Annotated in this window: 14 protein-coding genes; 3 read left to right on the plus strand and 11 right to left on the minus strand. The window is 54.3% G+C overall.

Translation table 11 applies throughout. The annotated features are described in order from the left end of the window. Positions 1 to 45: 45 nt before the first annotated feature. The 5 genes from glnB to purL all read right to left on the minus strand — a co-directional run bounded on the left by glnB (position 46) and on the right by purL (position 8,383). Positions 46 to 384 (minus strand): nitrogen regulatory protein P-II, encoded by a 339-nt coding sequence (glnB, locus tag ACFK9X_RS17535; RefSeq protein WP_000717694.1) that lies wholly within the window; start codon positions 382 to 384, stop codon positions 46 to 48. 76 nt (positions 385 to 460) lie between these two features. Continuing rightward, positions 461 to 1,795 carry a two-component system response regulator GlrR gene (gene glrR / locus ACFK9X_RS17540; protein WP_024131115.1) on the minus strand — a complete coding sequence of 445 codons (1,335 nt, stop codon included), beginning with the start codon at positions 1,793 to 1,795 and terminating at the stop codon, positions 461 to 463. Next, positions 1,795 to 2,559 (minus strand): two-component system QseEF-associated lipoprotein QseG, encoded by a 765-nt coding sequence (gene qseG / locus ACFK9X_RS17545; RefSeq protein WP_076741729.1) that lies wholly within the window; start codon positions 2,557 to 2,559, stop codon positions 1,795 to 1,797. Before qseG ends, glrR begins: the two co-directional genes overlap by 1 nt. 1 nt (position 2,560) lies before the next feature. Next, positions 2,561 to 3,991 (minus strand): two component system sensor histidine kinase QseE/GlrK, encoded by a 1,431-nt coding sequence (gene qseE / locus ACFK9X_RS17550; RefSeq protein ID WP_191964506.1) that lies wholly within the window; start codon positions 3,989 to 3,991, stop codon positions 2,561 to 2,563. Between the two features lie 504 nt (positions 3,992 to 4,495). Next, positions 4,496 to 8,383, minus strand: coding sequence for a phosphoribosylformylglycinamidine synthase (gene purL, locus ACFK9X_RS17555; RefSeq protein WP_151117174.1), 3,888 nt, complete (start codon positions 8,381 to 8,383; stop codon positions 4,496 to 4,498). A 24-nt stretch (positions 8,384 to 8,407) separates the two neighbouring features. Between purL and ACFK9X_RS17560 the strand changes: the two genes are divergently transcribed. Continuing rightward, positions 8,408 to 8,638, plus strand: coding sequence for a hypothetical protein (locus tag ACFK9X_RS17560; RefSeq protein ID WP_001667771.1), 231 nt, complete (start codon positions 8,408 to 8,410; stop codon positions 8,636 to 8,638). Then, positions 8,639 to 10,183 carry a membrane-bound lytic murein transglycosylase MltF gene (gene mltF, locus ACFK9X_RS17565; RefSeq protein WP_000734248.1) on the plus strand — a complete coding sequence of 515 codons (1,545 nt, stop codon included), beginning with the start codon at positions 8,639 to 8,641 and terminating at the stop codon, positions 10,181 to 10,183. A gap of 50 nt (positions 10,184 to 10,233) precedes the next feature. On the opposite strand, the gene tadA is transcribed toward mltF, so the two are convergent. The 4 genes from tadA to murQ are packed head-to-tail and all read right to left on the minus strand — an operon-like array spanning position 10,234 to position 13,714. Continuing rightward, positions 10,234 to 10,785, minus strand: a complete 552-nt coding sequence (gene tadA / locus ACFK9X_RS17570) for a tRNA adenosine(34) deaminase TadA (RefSeq protein WP_001134563.1) — start codon at positions 10,783 to 10,785, stop codon at positions 10,234 to 10,236. 24 nt (positions 10,786 to 10,809) lie between these two features. Beyond that, on the minus strand, positions 10,810 to 11,445 hold the full coding sequence (gene yfhb, locus ACFK9X_RS17575; RefSeq protein WP_000253558.1) for a phosphatidylglycerophosphatase C: 636 nt from the start codon (positions 11,443 to 11,445) through the stop codon (positions 10,810 to 10,812). A 3-nt stretch (positions 11,446 to 11,448) separates the two neighbouring features. After that, on the minus strand, positions 11,449 to 12,810 hold the full coding sequence (locus ACFK9X_RS17580) for a PTS transporter subunit EIIC (RefSeq protein WP_151117177.1): 1,362 nt from the start codon (positions 12,808 to 12,810) through the stop codon (positions 11,449 to 11,451). A gap of 10 nt (positions 12,811 to 12,820) precedes the next feature. Then, a complete protein-coding gene (gene murQ, locus ACFK9X_RS17585; RefSeq protein ID WP_023209428.1) occupies positions 12,821 to 13,714 on the minus strand; it encodes an N-acetylmuramic acid 6-phosphate etherase in 894 nt (297 codons plus the stop codon). Positions 13,715 to 13,829: 115 nt separating this feature from the next. On the opposite strand from murQ, the gene ACFK9X_RS17590 reads away from it, so the two are divergent. Then, entirely contained in the window at positions 13,830 to 14,678 is an 849-nt protein-coding gene (locus tag ACFK9X_RS17590; protein ID WP_023209427.1) for a MurR/RpiR family transcriptional regulator, read from the plus strand. A 37-nt stretch (positions 14,679 to 14,715) separates the two neighbouring features. On the opposite strand, the gene ACFK9X_RS17595 is transcribed toward ACFK9X_RS17590, so the two are convergent. Together ACFK9X_RS17595 and ACFK9X_RS17600 are read right to left on the minus strand one after the other, a co-directional pair. Next, the gene (locus tag ACFK9X_RS17595) at positions 14,716 to 15,633 is read right to left on the minus strand and encodes an oxidoreductase (RefSeq protein ID WP_000684036.1); all 918 of its coding nucleotides are present in this window, start codon (positions 15,631 to 15,633) and stop codon (positions 14,716 to 14,718) included. Positions 15,634 to 15,654: 21 nt separating this feature from the next. Beyond that, on the minus strand, positions 15,655 to 16,851 hold the full coding sequence (locus ACFK9X_RS17600) for an OFA family MFS transporter (protein ID WP_001276364.1): 1,197 nt from the start codon (positions 16,849 to 16,851) through the stop codon (positions 15,655 to 15,657). Positions 16,852 to 16,946 lie beyond the last annotated feature (95 nt).

A 16,946-nucleotide genomic window follows, 5' to 3' on the forward strand; every position in this document is an offset into this window, starting at 1 on the left:
GTGGTTCGCTGCCCACAAGGAGGAGACGGGCAGCGAATCGGCACATCAGATAGCCGCGTCGTCTTCTTCGCCAGTACGGATACGAATAACGCGGGCGACATCAAAGACAAAGATCTTACCGTCGCCGATTTTCCCCGTCTGCGCGGTACGAATGATGGTATCAACACAGGTATCCACGATATCGTCAGGCACAACGATTTCAATTTTTACCTTCGGCAGAAAATCCACCATATATTCCGCGCCGCGATACAGCTCGGTGTGGCCTTTTTGACGGCCAAAACCTTTGACTTCAGTGACCGTCATGCCGGTAATACCTACCTCGGCCAGCGCTTCACGGACATCGTCCAGCTTGAAGGGTTTAATAATCGCATCAATCTTTTTCATGCTATTCCTTGAAAAGGTCGCCTGTGTTTTGATCGGTTAAACGTAACATATTTCGCACTACTTTACGGCATGAAAACTACTCTTTGAAATCATTCGCATCCAGTTCGTGACGGGAGAGTAGCTTATAGAATTCCGTGCGGTTGCGCCCCGCCATCCTTGCCGCGTGCGTCACGTTACCTTTGGTAATTTGCAGTAACTTGCGCAGATAGTTCAGTTCAAATTGGTTTCGCGCTTCGGCAAAAGTTGGCAGCGCGGTGTTTTCGCCTTCCAGCGCCTGCTCGACCAACGCATCGCTGATCACCGGCGAAGAAGTTAACGCCACGCATTGTTCAATGACGTTGACCAGTTGGCGCACGTTGCCCGGCCAGCTTGCCGTCATCAGCCGTTTCATTGCATCAGTAGAAAAGGCGCGAACAAACGGTTTATGCCGCTGTGCCGACTGTCTGAGCAGATGATTAGCCAGCAGCGGAATATCCTCGGTACGCTCCGCCAGCGCCGGAATTTTCAGGCTCACGACATTCAGCCGGTAGTACAAATCTTCACGAAATTCGCCCCGCGCCATCGCCTTCGGCAGATCGCGGTGCGTCGCGGAAATAATTCGCACGTCGATATCAATATCGCGATTACTGCCCAGCGGCCTGACTTTGCGCTCCTGTAACACCCGCAGCAGCTTCACCTGTAACGGCGCGGGCATATCGCCAATTTCATCCAGAAACAGCGTGCCGCCTTCCGCCGCCTGGAACAACCCTTCACGATTGCTCACTGCGCCGGTAAAGGCGCCGCGCGCATGGCCGAATAATTCGGACTCCAGCAACTGTTCCGGCAACGCGCCGCAGTTGATGGCGACAAACGGCTTGTTACTGCGCGGGCTGGCATTATGAATCGCCTGTGCGAAAATCTCTTTCCCGGTGCCGCTTTGTCCGTTAATCAATACGCTGACATCCGACTGCGCGACCATGCGCGCCTGTTCAAGCAGTCGCAGCATCAGCGGGCTACGGGTAACGATAGCGTTGCGCCAGCTATCGTCCGTCGCGGGAGCGGACTGCTCCAGCGCTTCATCTATCGCTTTATATAACGCGTCTCTGTCGATCGGCTTCGTCAAAAAGCTGAATACGCCCTTCTGGGTAGCGGCCACCGCATCCGGAATAGAACCATGCGCCGTCAGAATAATAACCGGCATTCCCGGCTGTACTTTCTGAATTTCTGTGAACAGTTGCATACCATCCATTTCGTCCATGCGCAGGTCGCTTATTACCAGATCCACTTTTTCCCGATGCAGTACCCGTAGTCCTTCCTGGCCGCTCTCTGCGGTCACTACGCTGTATCCTTCACTGGTCAGGCGCATACCGAGCAATTTCAGTAATCCGGGATCGTCATCGACCAGCAGCAGGTGCGCCGGTTTACGGCTTATCATGGCGTTACCTCATCTTGTGACGGCGACGGCGCCGCGCCATCTCCAGACGTCGCGGGTTTGTCATTCGTATGCGGCGTATCGGCGTTGTAATTCCCTGCCGGTTTTCGTGTCGAAAGCTGGCGCTCAATATCGGTTAAACTCTCCAGCTTACGGGTGGTAAGATCGAGCTGCGTTTGCAAGGCCTGTTGCTGCTGGCGCAGCGCATCCAGCTCACTATCTGACGTTTGCTGGAGTTTGCTATAACGCTGACGTTCGGCAGAAAGCGCCAGTTGCAGCGCCTGACCGTCATGCCAGATTTGGTAGACGGGCCGTACCTGAGCCGGTATTTGCGCGCTTAACGCCTCCAGGCGGGTCACTATGGCGCGCCGCTCCGGCGGCGTAATTTTTGCGTCCGCCAGTAAGATCCCGCGCCTGAAGGCATTTTGCCAGTTATCATCCGTCAACGCGCGCGCCTCTGCGCGCGACTGAACCGGCATCAGACGATCGGCGCAGTCAATCGTGCGTAGCCAGTACAGCGGATTCGTCTCCACCGCCTGCCCGCGTAGCGACCAGATATCCGCGCACGCCGTCGGGAGATAATCCGCCAGTTGATAATGGGGGAGCGTGTCCTGCGCTGCGCTACCGGGCAGTTGCTGTGAAGCATGGGGAACACATGCGGTCAGCGCCAGACACGATATGCCCACCGGTATTCCCCACCGCAAAAGGCATCGTTTAATAGTTTGGACGAAAACGTGTGACATACGCACCAAGCTTAAATTCATATTAGTGTTTGTCAGATGCAGGCAGCGGCAGCGAGATGCGAAAACAGACTTCCTGCGCTTTGTCATCCACCAGTTGGATCTCTCCCTGCATTCGACGAATACAATCTCTGGCGATACTCAGCCCTAACCCACTGCCTTTTACCGCCCCTTTTCGCTGGTGGCTTCCCTGGAAAAAAGGCTCAAAAATCATTTCTCTTTCGGTTTGCGGAATCGGCTCGCCGCTATTAACCACATCGATATAAACCGTGGAGCCCTGAGAGCGACTACGGATACAAATGTTACCGGATTCAGCGCCATAGTGCACCGCGTTGGAATAGAGATTATCCAGCACGCTCATCAGCAACATGGGCTCTGCTATGCAGCGTTCGGCCTCCAGGTCGACATCGGTATGCATCATTTTAGCGCGGGCAGGCAAACTGTGGGCGGAAACCACCATATCCACAAGCGGTGCGATATCGACCGCTTCCAGCTCTGTGGCACTGTCTACCAGTTTCCGGTTGTAATCAAGCAATTGCTCAATCAATTTTTGTAAATTACGACTGCTGCCATCCAGAATATCGACCACCTCTTTTTGCTCCGGCGTCAGCGGCCCAACCACCTGATCGGCCAGCAGCTCTGTCCCCTCGCGCATACTGGCCAGCGGGGTTTTCAGCTCATGGGACAGGTGACGTAGAAACTGATGGCGCTGGGATTCCAGCCACGCCAGACGCTCACTCAGCCAGATAATGCGCTGCCCCACCGATCGTAATTCACGCGGACCGGTAAAGGTGACGGTATTCCCTAAAGAACGGCCTTCGCCCAGGCGATTAATCATCCGTTCAATTCCTTTTACCGGCCCGATAATCATGCGGGTAAAAAGTAGCACCATCGCCAGGCTCACCAGAAATAGCACCAGCGCCTGCCAGCCGAAAAATTGTCCGCGCTCGGCGATTTCTTGTTGTAACTGCTGCCCGCGCGAGTAAACCACAGTACGCGTCGCCTGCACCATTTCCGTATTCGCGTTGGCAAAGGCCTCCAGACGCGCGGCCGCTGCCGCTTCCGGGCCGCTATCTTTACACTGCAATTGCGCCAGCGCGTTTAAATCCTGGCGTAACGCCTGATACAACTTATCATCCGGCAATACGCCGGCATGGGCATACAGCATATCGCTATAGCGCTTACGCTGGCTTTGATACACTTTTGCCAGCGTCGGATCGTCAAGCACGCAATACTGTCGGTAGCTTCGCTCCATCTCCAGCGCGACGTTGGTCATCGCCTCGCTGCGCCGGGCGTCAATAAGCGTGCTGCGGTTAATCACCGCAGCCTGATCGCTTAACGCGTTAAGGCTTTGCCACGCCTGCCAGGCCAGAACCAGCAACGGCAGCAGGATCAGCAAAAAGGCCAGCATGACCAATTGTCGTAAAGAACGGGGGAAAACAGACCAGCGCTTCAACGTGTCGCTCACATAAAAGAAGAATAAAAAAGATGCTAACCGAGGGAAGCGCCAGATACAACAAAGCCGGGCTAAACCCGGCTTTGTTATGGAATAAGGCGGTGCCTAACTCGACGTTTCGCCCGGAGGTTGATAAAGCTACGCTATTATCAGAAGTTGGACGGCAGGCACCTTGTTGTGCGTCATTCGAAGTTTATGTAGCGCGTCCCTAAGGGGCTGACATAAGAAGGTGAATGAGCCACTGGTTATCATTATGCAGTAATTGTGCCAGGTTGCAAAACAATTAATTAACATGATGATTTTAATATATTTTATAACTTAACCTCACTCTGGCGCTAACGAGCAAAACTTAAGCAATATGTCGCCAAAAGGCAACACTAAACACCATCACCTTAATATTAATCGAAAAACAATGAGTTAAGTGTCACCTTTTAGCGACACTGTATTTAGGGTGATGTCGGCATTTCGCGACACCACCCAAATACGGGACGGCGACGAATGGAACTACCCTAGCTGCTTACGCGCATTACGGAAGATACGCATCCACGGGCTATCCTCGCCCCAGTTTTCCGGGTGCCAGGAGTTGGCGACGGTGCGGAATACACGTTCCGGATGCGGCATCATAATCGTCACCCGACCGTTTTCGGTCGTCACCGCCGTGATGCCGTTCGGCGAACCGTTCGGGTTAGCCGGATAGGTTTCGGTCACCTTACCAAAGTTATCAACGTAGCGCAGAGCGACCAGGCCTTTGCTCTCAAGCGCGGCAAGATGCGCATCGTCACGCACCTCAACGCGCCCTTCCCCATGGGAAACCGCAATCGGCATCTGTGAGCCTACCATTCCTTGCAGCAGCAGCGATGGGCTTTGCGTCACTTCCACCAGGCTGAAGCGGGCTTCGAAGCGGTCAGAATGGTTACGTACAAAACGCGGCCACAGTTCGCTGCCCGGGATCAGCTCGCGCAGATTCGACATCATCTGGCAACCGTTGCACACGCCCAGCGCCAGCGTCTGCGGACGATGGAAGAAGGTTTCGAATTCGTCGCGCACCCGATGGTTAAACAGAATGGATTTCGCCCAGCCTTCGCCCGCCCCCAGCACGTCGCCGTAGGAAAAGCCGCCGCAAGCCACCAGCGCATGGAAATTGCCCAGACCGATACGACCGCCCAGCAGGTCGCTCATATGGACGTCAATCGCGTCAAAGCCCGCACTATGGAACGCCGCCGCCATCTCCACGTGAGAGTTCACCCCCTGCTCGCGCAGTACAGCGACTTTCGGTCGTGCGCCTGTCGCAATGTACGGCGCGGCGATATCTTCATTAATATCAAACGACAGCTTCACGTTGAGGCCCGGATCGGCATCATTCGCTTTCGCCTCGTGTTCCTGGTCAGCACATTGCGGATTGTCGCGCAGACGCTGCATCTGCCAGGTGGTTTCCGCCCACCAGACACGCAGCGTAGTGCGGCTTTCGCTGAATACCGTCTGGTCATTAGCGGTAATTACAAAGCGATCGCCAGCCAGGGCCTGACCAAGGTAGTGGACGCAGTCAGCAAGGCCGTACTGCGCCAACAGCGCTTCGACCGCGTCTCTGTCTTCAGCGCGTACCTGAATCACGCCGCCCAGCTCCTCGTTGAACAGTGCGGCCAGATGGTCATCGCCCAGCGCGGCGATATCGACCTGCACGCCGCAGTGGCCGGCAAAGGCCATCTCGGCCAGCGTCACCAGCAGACCGCCGTCGGAACGGTCGTGCCAGGCCAGTAATTTACGCGCAGCGACCAGCGCCTGCATGGCGTCATAGAAGCCTTTCAGTTGCGCGACGTCACGCACGTCCGCGGGTTTGTCGCCAAGCTGACGATAGACCTGCGCCAGCGCCGTTGCGCCCAGCGCGTTGTGGCCCTTGCCAAGATCGATCAGCAACAAGGCGTTATCTTCCGTTGACAGCTGCGGCGTAAGGGTGTGACGCACGTCTTCCACGCGGGCAAACGCGGAAATCACCAGCGACAGCGGCGAGGTCATTTCGCGCTGTTCGTTGCCTTCCTGCCAGCGGGTTTTCATCGACATCGAATCTTTGCCCACCGGAATCGTCAGGCCAAGCTGCGGACAGAGTTCCTCTCCCACCGCTTTAACCGCGTCATATAAACCGGCATCTTCGCCAGGATGACCGGCTGCCGCCATCCAGTTAGCGGAAAGCTTGATGCGCTTGATATCGCCAATCTGCGTCGCGGCAATGTTAGTCAACGCTTCACCGACGGCCAGACGGGCGGAGGCGGCAAAGTCCAGCAGCGCCACCGGCGCGCGCTCGCCAATCGACATCGCTTCGCCGTAGTAGCTGTCGAGGCTGGCGGTAGTGACCGCGCAGTCAGCCACCGGGACCTGCCACGGGCCAACCATCTGGTCACGCGCCACCATACCGGTGACGGTACGGTCGCCAATAGTGACAAGGAAGGTTTTTTCCGCCACGGTCGGCAGATGCAGAACACGATTTACCGCGTCGGCAATCGTGATATCCGCGCGGTTCAGCGCATCGCCTTTCGCCTTCAATGTTTGCACATCGCGGGTCATTTTCGGCGTTTTGCCCAGCAGGACATCCAGCGGCAGGTCGATCGGCTGATTGTCGAAATGGTTATCATGCAACGAGAGATGCTGTTCTTCGGTAGCGTCGCCAATGACCGCATACGGCGCGCGTTCGCGCTTACACAGTTCATCGAACAGCGGCAACTGGTCAGCCGCGACCGCCAGTACGTAGCGCTCCTGGGATTCGTTACACCAGATTTCCAGCGGGCTCATGCCCGGCTCGTCGCTAAGAATGTCGCGCAGTTCGAATTTCCCGCCGCGCCCACCGTCGCTTACCAGCTCCGGCATCGCATTGGAGAGACCGCCCGCGCCCACATCATGGATAAACAAGATTGGGTTGGCGTCGCCCAACTGCCAGCAGCGGTCGATCACCTCCTGGCAACGACGCTCCATTTCCGGGTTATCGCGCTGAACAGAGGCAAAATCGAGATCCGCATCAGACTGGCCGGAAGCCATTGACGATGCCGCGCCGCCGCCGAGGCCGATATTCATCGCCGGGCCGCCAAGGACAATCAGCTTCGCGCCTACGACGATCTCGCCTTTCTGCACGTGATCGGCGCGGATATTACCGATCCCGCCCGCCAGCATGATCGGCTTATGGTAGCCGCGCAGCTCTTCGCCGTTGTGGCTGTTCACTTTCTCTTCATAAGTACGGAAGTAACCGGTCAGCGCCGGGCGACCAAATTCGTTGTTAAACGCCGCGCCGCCCAGCGGACCTTCGGTCATGATATCCAGCGCGGTGACAATACGTTCCGGCTTGCCAAAATCCTCTTCCCACGGCTGTTCAAAGCCCGGAATACGCAGGTTGGAAACGGAGAAGCCCACCAGCCCGGCTTTTGGTTTCGCGCCACGCCCGGTGGCGCCTTCATCACGAATTTCGCCGCCGGAACCGGTCGCCGCCCCCGGCCACGGAGAGATGGCGGTTGGGTGGTTATGCGTTTCGACCTTCATCAGAATGTGCGCGGGCTCCTGATGAAAATCGTAACGGCCGGTATTGTGGTCGGCGAAGTAGCGCCCCACCGCAGATCCTTCCATCACCGCGGCATTGTCTTTATAGGCAGAGAGCACATAGTCCGGCGTGGTTTCGAAGGTGTTTTTAATCATTTTAAACAGCGACTTCGGCTGCGGTTTACCGTCGATAATCCAGTCGGCGTTAAAAATCTTGTGGCGGCAGTGCTCGGAGTTCGCCTGGGCGAACATGTACAGTTCGATATCGTTCGGGTTGCGCCCCAGTTTGGTAAACGCCTCCTGCAAATAGTCGATTTCATCTTCCGCCAGCGCCAGACCAAGACGCAGGTTGGCGTCAATTAACGCCTGACGGCCTTCTCCCAGCAGATCGACACTGGAAACCGGCGCAGGCTGATGGTGGATAAACAGTTTTTCCGCATCGGTTAAAGAAGAGAACACCGTCTCCATCATACGGTCGTGCAGCTCTGCGGCCACTTGTCGCCACTGTTCCGCCGTCAACGTCGAAGCCTCGATATAGTACGCTACGCCGCGCTCCAGACGATCAACCTGTTGCAGGCCGCAGTTGTGGGCGATATCCGTTGCTTTTGAAGACCAGGGGGAGATGGTACCAGGACGCGGTGTGACTAACAGGAGTTTACCCGCCGGCGTATGGCTGCTAAGCGCCGGGCCGTATTGCAGCAGACGGGTAAGCTGCGCCTGCTCGCTATCATTTAACGGGGCGTTCAGGTCAGCAAAATGGACATACTCAGCGTATATATTGTGGACCTGGAGGTTGGCAGCCTGAAAGCGCGCCAGCAGTTTATTGATACGGAATGCAGACAGTGCAGGCGAACCACGCAGAATTTCCATCATAAGTCTCTCGTCTTCTAAGCTTCGGTGTGCGCAAGGGGGGAAACGGCCGTCATTATAAAGAATCTGACGCGCCGACGAAACCGTTTGCGTAGAAATAAAATCACCGCTTTTTCTTGTCATACGGTGCGGCTATCGTTGCGAATAAGTTGCCAACTGGCGCATTGTTACGCAAAATGCCGCTCATTAGTGACTTATCTATTGCAGCAAAACATCTTTTTCAGCCCGAGGCAACGCACGATCCAGAGAATTAACTAATTGAAAAAATTAAAGATTAATTATCTGTTCATCGGCATATTGACGCTGCTGCTGGCAGCAGCCCTTTGGCCCTCAATCCCCTGGTTCGGTAAAACCGAAAACCATATCGCCGCGATTCAAGCCCGGGGGGTACTGCGCGTCAGTACGATCGACTCGCCATTAACCTATTCCGTTATCAACGGTAAAAAATATGGTCTGGACTATGAACTGGCGCAGCAGTTCGCCAACTATCTCGGCGTGAAGCTGAAAGTGACGGTGCGCCAGAATATCAGCCAGTTGTTTGACGATCTGGATAACGGCAATGCCGACCTGCTCGCGGCAGGGCTGGTCTACGACAGCGCGCGCGTTAAAAACTATCAGCCCGGCCCCATGTATTATTCGGTTTCGCAACAGCTCGTCTACCGGGTCGGACAATATCGCCCACGTTCGCTGGCGACCGTTAACGAGAATCAGCTTACCATTGCGCCAGGGCACGTCGTGGTCAATGATTTACAACGTTTAAAAGAGACAAAGTTTCCCGACCTGAGCTGGAAAGTGGATGATAAAAAAGGCTCGACGACGCTGCTGGAAGAGGTCATCAGCGGCAAACTGGATTACACCATTGCCGATTCAGTGGCGATCAGTCTGTTTCAGCGCGTTCATCCCGAGCTGGCCGTGGCGCTGGATGTCACGGATGAACAGCCCGTGACCTGGTTTAGCCGACTGGACGACGATAATACGCTCTCCGCCGCGCTGCTCGATTTTTTCAATTCGATCAATGAAGACGGGTCGTTGGCGCGGATCGAAGAGAAATATCTGGGACATGGCGATGATTTCGACTACGTTGATACCCGCTCTTTCCTGCGAGCGGTAGATAACGTCCTGCCGGAGCTGGAACCGTTATTTAAAAAATATGCCAAAGAGATAGACTGGCGCCTGCTGGCGGCGATTTCTTATCAGGAATCACACTGGGACCCGCTGGCGACCTCGCCAACCGGCGTGCGCGGCCTGATGATGCTGACTAAAAATACCGCCCAAAGTCTGGGGCTGACCGACCGTACCGATGCGGAGCAAAGCATCAGCGGCGGCGCTCGCTATCTTGAAGATATGATGGCTAAAGTTCCCGAAACCGTTCCGGAAGACGAGCGTATCTGGTTTGCTTTAGCCGCCTACAATATGGGTTATGCGCACATGCTCGACGCCAGATCGCTGACGGTAAAAACCAAAGGCAATCCGGATAGCTGGACCGATGTGAAGCAGCGTTTGCCTCTGTTAAGCCAAAAACCGTATTACAGTAAGCTAACCTACGGTTACGCGCGTGGACATGAGGCTTATGCTTATGTGGAAAATATCCGTAAATACCAGATAAGTTTGGTGGGGTATTTGCAGGAAAAAGAAAAGCAGGAAGCGGAAGCTATGAAACTGGCGCAGGATTACCCGGCGGTGTCGCCGGAGGAGCTGAATAAAGCACCCTTCCCCTTCCTGTCGTTTTTATCGCAGTCATCAGGCTACCTGACGCATTCGCCGTCTTTACTGTTTACGCCGCAGAAGAAAGAAGAAAAATAGCGCGATGGTCTTATCGGATGGCGACGCGCAACGTCTTATCCGGCATTGCGCTATACTGCCGGCCCCGCGCCTTCCGCACGGTCGGCTTTCTTCAGAGCTTTAATTTCCTGACGACGCATACGGAAAAAATCACTGAGCAGCGTCGCACATTCATCGCGCAACACCCCTTCAATAATGTCGACCCGGTGATTCATTCCCGGATGGTGCAGCACATCAATTAGCGATCCGGCCGCGCCGGTTTTTGCATCGCGCGCGCCAAAGACAACGCGTCCAATGCGGCTATGCACCATAGCGCCTGCGCACATCACACAGGGTTCCAGCGTGACATACAGCGTGGTATCCAGTAACCGGTAATTCTGCAATACCAGACCGCCCTGACGCAGCGCCATTATTTCAGCATGCGCAGTAGGATCGTGGCGGCCAATGGGTCGGTTCCAGCCTTCGCCAATGACGCGATGGTTATGCACCAATACCGCGCCAACCGGAACCTCGCGTTCGTCCCAGGCGCGTTTCGCCAGCGTCAGCGCGTGGCGCATCCAGTATTCGTGATCTAATTCGACATCAGACAAAGAGGTAACTCCGGTAATGAAAGCGGGCGGCATTATACACAGACGCTATGCGTTTCACTATTCGAGCTGCTGCAGCTCGCCGTGCGGCGTCACCCGCCAGCGATGCTGGCAAAAATAAAGCAGCGGGTTATCCTGTTTGCTGTCGCTGTAGCCGCTATAAAGACGCAGCGGCGTACCGATTTTACGTTCCAGTTGCGCGACTTTTTCATGGCCCAGACAGCGCACGGTTAATACCCAGCCGCCATACCGTCGCGCCATCTGGCTGGCGATGAGGTTAACGCGCGGCAGCCACGGCGTATCAAAATAGACTTGCTCTACCAATGATTGCGGAGAACCGGTAATAAGCCAGATATCCGCGTCAGAGCTCAATAGATAGGTGGTCAGACGCTCCTGTACAACCGGAAACGCCGTGACGTTAGCGCGAAACCAACGGACAAAATCCGCCTGATGCGCCTGCAAACGCGTTTCGCTATGGCCAAAAGTACAGCCCCACAATAACAGACTCATCGGCCAGCGGGCCGCACGCCCTTTTACCAGTAAACCGATACCGATAATGGGCAACAGCGGCAGTACGAGCAGCGCATTTAGCGGCTGACGGCGCAGCAAATAACGCAGAAAACTGCCGAACATATCCTGTTGATGTAACGTTCCATCCAAATCAAAAAAGACGACACGACGCTCGTGGCTGACCAAACCTTACTCCTCTGGATCATTGAACCCCAGCAGCCAGGTAAAAATAAACCCGGCAATTACCGCTATTAAATAGCCTAACAGATAGAACAGGACTTTTCCGGCAACAATTGTTAATGCCAGCGGCAAACCGGAAATACCAAAGGTAATTACCGTCGCCACTTTCCAGTAGCTGATCAACGCCCCGCCTACCGCGCCGCCGAGGCAAGCGCCAATAAATGGCTTACCCAATGGCAGCGTGACGCCAAAAATCAGCGGCTCGCCAATCCCCAGCAGTCCGACAGGAAGCGCGCCTTTAATCACCTTTTTGAGTCGCGCATTGCGGGTTTTCATCAGTACGGCAATGGCCGCGCCTATCTGACCAACGCCCGCCATCGCCAGGATGGGAAACAGCGCGTTATAGCCGTGCGCTTGCACCAGCTCCACATGAATAGGCACCAGCCCCTGATGCAGCCCGGTCAGTACCAACGGCAGGAAGGTTCCGGCTAACACCGCGCCCACCAGAAAACCGCCGCGATCGATAGCCCAGGACGCGCCGTGAGCGATAGCGTCTGAAATCCAGCCGCCAAGCGGTTGCAGAGCGAAAATCGCTACCGCGCCGGTGATAACAGTCGTCAATAAAGGGTTAAGAATTAACTCCAGCGACCCCGGCAGCAGCTTACGGAACTGGCGCTCAATCCAGCACATTAACGCTACCACCAGCAGGACGGCGATGACGCCGCCCCGTCCCGGCTGAAGCGCCTCGCCAAAGAGCGTAATCTGCGCCAGTTGCGGGCTGGAAAGGCTCCCCGCCATCACGCCGCCTAACGCCTGCGATCCGCCAAAAACTTTCGCGGTATTGACGCCAACCAGAATGTTCATGATAGCGAACACCGCGCTACCAAATATCCCCATCAGGCCCAGCAGGTTAGGATAGTGGACGGCAACATCGCCAACGATATCCGGACGTTTAAGAATATTGATAATGCCGGTAATCAAGCCGGATGCGATAAAGGCAGGGATAAGCGGAATAAAAACATTCGCCAGCTTACGCAACGCATCGCTCATCGGCGCTTTATACTTCGCTTTCGCCTCGGATTTGGTACGCGCCATAGCATCGTCCGGCTTTACATCACCTGCGGCAATCTGCACGCGCATCGCATCAACCACCTGTGCAGCCTTCCCCGGCCCAACGATCAGCTGATGTTGCTCCCCTTGCTTTACGTATCCACTGACGCCAGGCAACGCTTTTAAGCGCGGAATATCCAGTTGGCTGTCGTCCTGTACCTCCACTCTGACTCGCGTCATACAGTTTTCCAGGCGCAGAATATTTTGCTCTCCGCCGATACCACGTAAAATGTCGCTGGCGAGCGCTGCCGTCTTATCCATACACACCTCTTTAGTGTTCTAACGCCGCCCTTAAAAAGCCCTGATGAGCGGCGAGTTTTTCCCTGGCGGCTGCAGCATCCAGCCCCGTAAGCGCCATCAAAATGGCGGGCTTAACCTCAAAATCGGTCTGTTCCAGCAACGTTTCCGCCTCTTCACGACCTATCCCGGTCGCTTCAACGACCATCCGACACGCGCGATCGACCAGTTTGACGTTGGTGGCTTTCATATCCACCATCAGGTTCTGATAGACCTTGCCAAACTTCACCATCGCGCCGGTAGAAATCATATTGAGCACCATTTTCTGCGCGGTGCCGGATTTCAGCCGCGTGGAGCCGGTAAGCGCTTCCGGCCCGACAACGGGCGAAATAGCGATATTAGCCTCCCGCGCAATAGGCGAATCTGGATTACAGGAGACGGCAACAGTGGTACAACCGGACTGTCGCGCATAGCGCAGGCCGCCAATCACATAGGGTGTACGACCCGACGCCGCGAGCCCCACGACCAGATCCTGTTCTTGCAGATTTAGTGCGACAAGATCGTCTTCGCCTGCCTGTTGGCTGTCTTCCGCGCCTTCGACCGCTTTCAACAACGCGCCCGGCCCGCCGGCAATCAGCCCGACGACCAGACCGTGCGGAACGCCAAACGTCGGGGGGCATTCTGAGGCATCCAGTACGCCAAGCCGACCACTGGTGCCCGCGCCCATATAGATGATACGTCCGCCAGACTTCAGCGCCGCCGCCGCGGCATCAACCGCACGCGCAACGTCAGGCAGAGTGGCTTTTACTGCTTCCGCTACCAGCGTATCCTGTTCATTAAAACGCTTAACTAATTCAGGAGTAGGCAACGCATCCAGATCCATCGTTTTCGGGTTACGGGTTTCAGACACTAAGGTACCAAGATTCATTTTTGTCCCTCTGGAATTTTTAATTCATAATAAGCGTCCATGATGGAATAGAATATTCCCCCAGGCGAGTGAAATTTCGTTTTGTCGTCGCCATCACGTTTCGCAGGAGCTGCCCATGAACTGTTTGATTCGTATTCGCCAGCGTTATCCGGATCTCGCGCAAAGCGACAGGAAACTGGCGGATTATCTGCTCGCGCAACCGGATACGGCGCGGCATCTGAGCTCGCAGCAACTGGCGGCCGAAGCGGGCGTCAGCCAATCCAGCGTAGTCAAGTTCGCGCAAAAACTGGGGTTTAAAGGGTTTCCGGCGTTGAAACTGGCTATCAGCGAAGCGTTGGCCAGCAATCCTAATCCGCATTCCGTTCCCGTTCATAACCAGATTCGCGGCGACGATCCGATGCGCCTGGTCGGGGAAAAATTAATTAAAGAGAATATGGCGGCGATGCACGCCACGCTGGACGTTAACAGTGAAGAAAAGCTGTTAGAAAGCGTCACGATGCTGCGCCACGCCCGCCGTATTGTGATCACCGGGATTGGCGCCTCTGGGCTGGTGGCGCAAAATTTTGCCTGGAAGCTACTGAAGATTGGCATTAACGCGGTGGTTGAGCGCGATATGCACGCCCTGCTGGCGACGGTGCAGGCGCTGGCGCCGGAGGATCTGCTGCTGGCGATCTCTTATTCCGGGGAACGGCGCGAGCTGAACCTGGCGGCGGACGAAACATTACGCGCAGGCGCGAAGATCCTGGCCATTACCGGTTTTTCTCCCAACGCCTTGCAGCAGCGCGCCACCCGCTGTCTGTATACGATTGCTGAAGAGCAGGCGACGCGCAGCGCCGCTATCTCCTCGACACATGCGCAAATGATGTTGACCGACTTACTGTTTATGGCGCTGGTACAACAGGATTTAGAGCGGGCGCCGGAGCGTATTCGCCATAGCGAGGCGCTGGTAAAAAAACTGGTTTGAAATGGCTCTTCCGCCTCATGCAGAAGAGCCATCAAGTTTATTGCGCTTCTTTAGCGTGAATCAATTGCGTCAGGAGTGTGTTAACCGGTACGGCAATATTGTTCTGAGCGCCGATTCGCGCAATCGCACCATTTAAATAGTCGATTTCAGTCAGTCGGCCTTTATGTAAATCCTGATGCATAGAAGGATAGTGGTGGCCGCTCTCACGCGGATCGAACACTTTCTTCACCGTATTCATCACCATTTGCTCAGTCAACGGAATATTCTGGCTGGCAGCAACTAACACAAACTCATCAACTACCGCTTGCGCTAAATCTAAAGCACCAGGCCGCTGACCAAATCCGCCGACATTACAATCCAGTAGCGCGCAATAGGTGTTCATTACGCTATTAAAGGCTGCTTTCTTCCAGATCGATAATAATACGTCAGGGCTTATTTCAGCATTCAATCCAGCGCTATTAAGGGTGGCAATGACCTTAGCCTCTTGAGCCGAATCCTGGCTGGCAATCGGCTGCAGTTCAATCGTTCCGGTACCGGTGGCCATAATATGCCCAGCCCCCTCCAGTTCGCTGGACCATAACGTCACACCCGCATAGATTTTCTGCCGATCGACATATTTCTCCAGCGTTTCGATATTTCCCAAGCCGTTAGATAAAATCATCACGACCTTCGCGGCTGGCAGTAATGGCTTGATACGCTGTAACATGCTATCCAGCTGCATTGCTTTGGTAAACAGAATAACCAGCTCAAACTCCCCCTGGGATTCATCAGCCAACATAGCAGGGATGGGGTAATACTTCTGAGTCGTTTCCGTTTCGACAAACAACCCCTTGCTACGAATAGCGTCGACATGCTCCTGCCAGCTATCGATAAGCGTCACGTCGTGCCCGGCCTCCAGCAGCATATAGCCAAAACGACACCCCATAGCGCCTGCACCTGCGATTGCAATTTTCATTTTTATTTCCTTATTATCTGATTAATGAATTTTGGCTAAAACCGTTGCGACATATTTTTTCGTTATCAGGGTCAACACGACTCCAATAAGCAATAGCACCGTTGTCAAAATAAATACTGTATTGTAGCTTCCGGTATATTTTGCAATAGCGGACGTTACATAAGGAGCAATAACCGCACCGACGGCAAAACCAAAATACATAAAGCCGTAGTTTAGCCCCTGGTTACGCATACCAAAATTCTGGCTGGTCAAACCAGGGAAGATAACTAATATACCGGCATAAGCAAAACCCACGCCCAGAGCGCTGAAATAAAATACCGAAGTATTGCCATTGAAGAAAAATAACAGCAGCATACACAAGCAGGTAAAGAGGTAAACAATAACCAGCGTATTATAGCCGCCTAATTTATCGGTTAACCCTCCCCAGAACAGGCGACCGATCGAGTTAAATATCGAGACCAGGCTAACGACTAATGCACCGGACAGTAAACCGTACTGCGTCATACCAATTTGCGCAGAACTTGAGCTAATTACCATCCCAGAGAACACGCCCAGCGCCAGAATCATAAACAGCAGCCAGAAGCGCAGATCTTTCAGCATGTGCCGATAGTCTTTATCCAGTGGCGACGCTTTAATTCCTCCGCTATCTTTTGCTGGCGCGCTACGAATAAAGAACTGGACGATAAAAATAACCACCAGATAAACAATACCCAGATATAACAACGCCCGACTAACATCGTGAGTTTGCGCCATAAAATATTCGGCCAGGCGGGTGCAAAGTAGCGTCCCGACGCCAACACCCGCCAGTACGATACCGCTGGCCAGACCGCGACGGTCAGGGAAAAATTTCAGAATATTATTAAGATTACCCGTAAAAGCCAGGCCCGATCCCAACCCGGCAATGACGCCGTAGGTTAAAAACAGCATGGGCAAATTATCCACAAACCCGGACAAGATAAAACCTAAAGAAAACAGGATACCGCCGATAACTATCGCCTGCTTTCCTTTACCATTGTCGATCATTCTCCCGCCCCAAATCATCGGTAAAGGAATGATCCCCATGTTGATAGAGAATGCTAACGCCAGCGTAGCCGGATCCCAGTGATATTGCGCCATGAGTGGTGTTTTGAAATAGCTAAATGCGTAGACGCCCCCGAGCACAAAATTGATGCACACGTGAGCGGCAAGCATTCCCCAGCGGTTGATTGATGCCGACATAATTTTCCCTTTTTAAAATGCACTGATCACAGTTTAAAAAAAGCAAAATAGGCAAACAATTTGGTATTTTTTATAATCGTTATAACAAAACCCAA

This window comes from Salmonella sp. WC3 (genome assembly GCF_042932255.1).
Classification (GTDB): Bacteria; Pseudomonadota; Gammaproteobacteria; order Enterobacterales; family Enterobacteriaceae; genus Salmonella; species Salmonella enterica.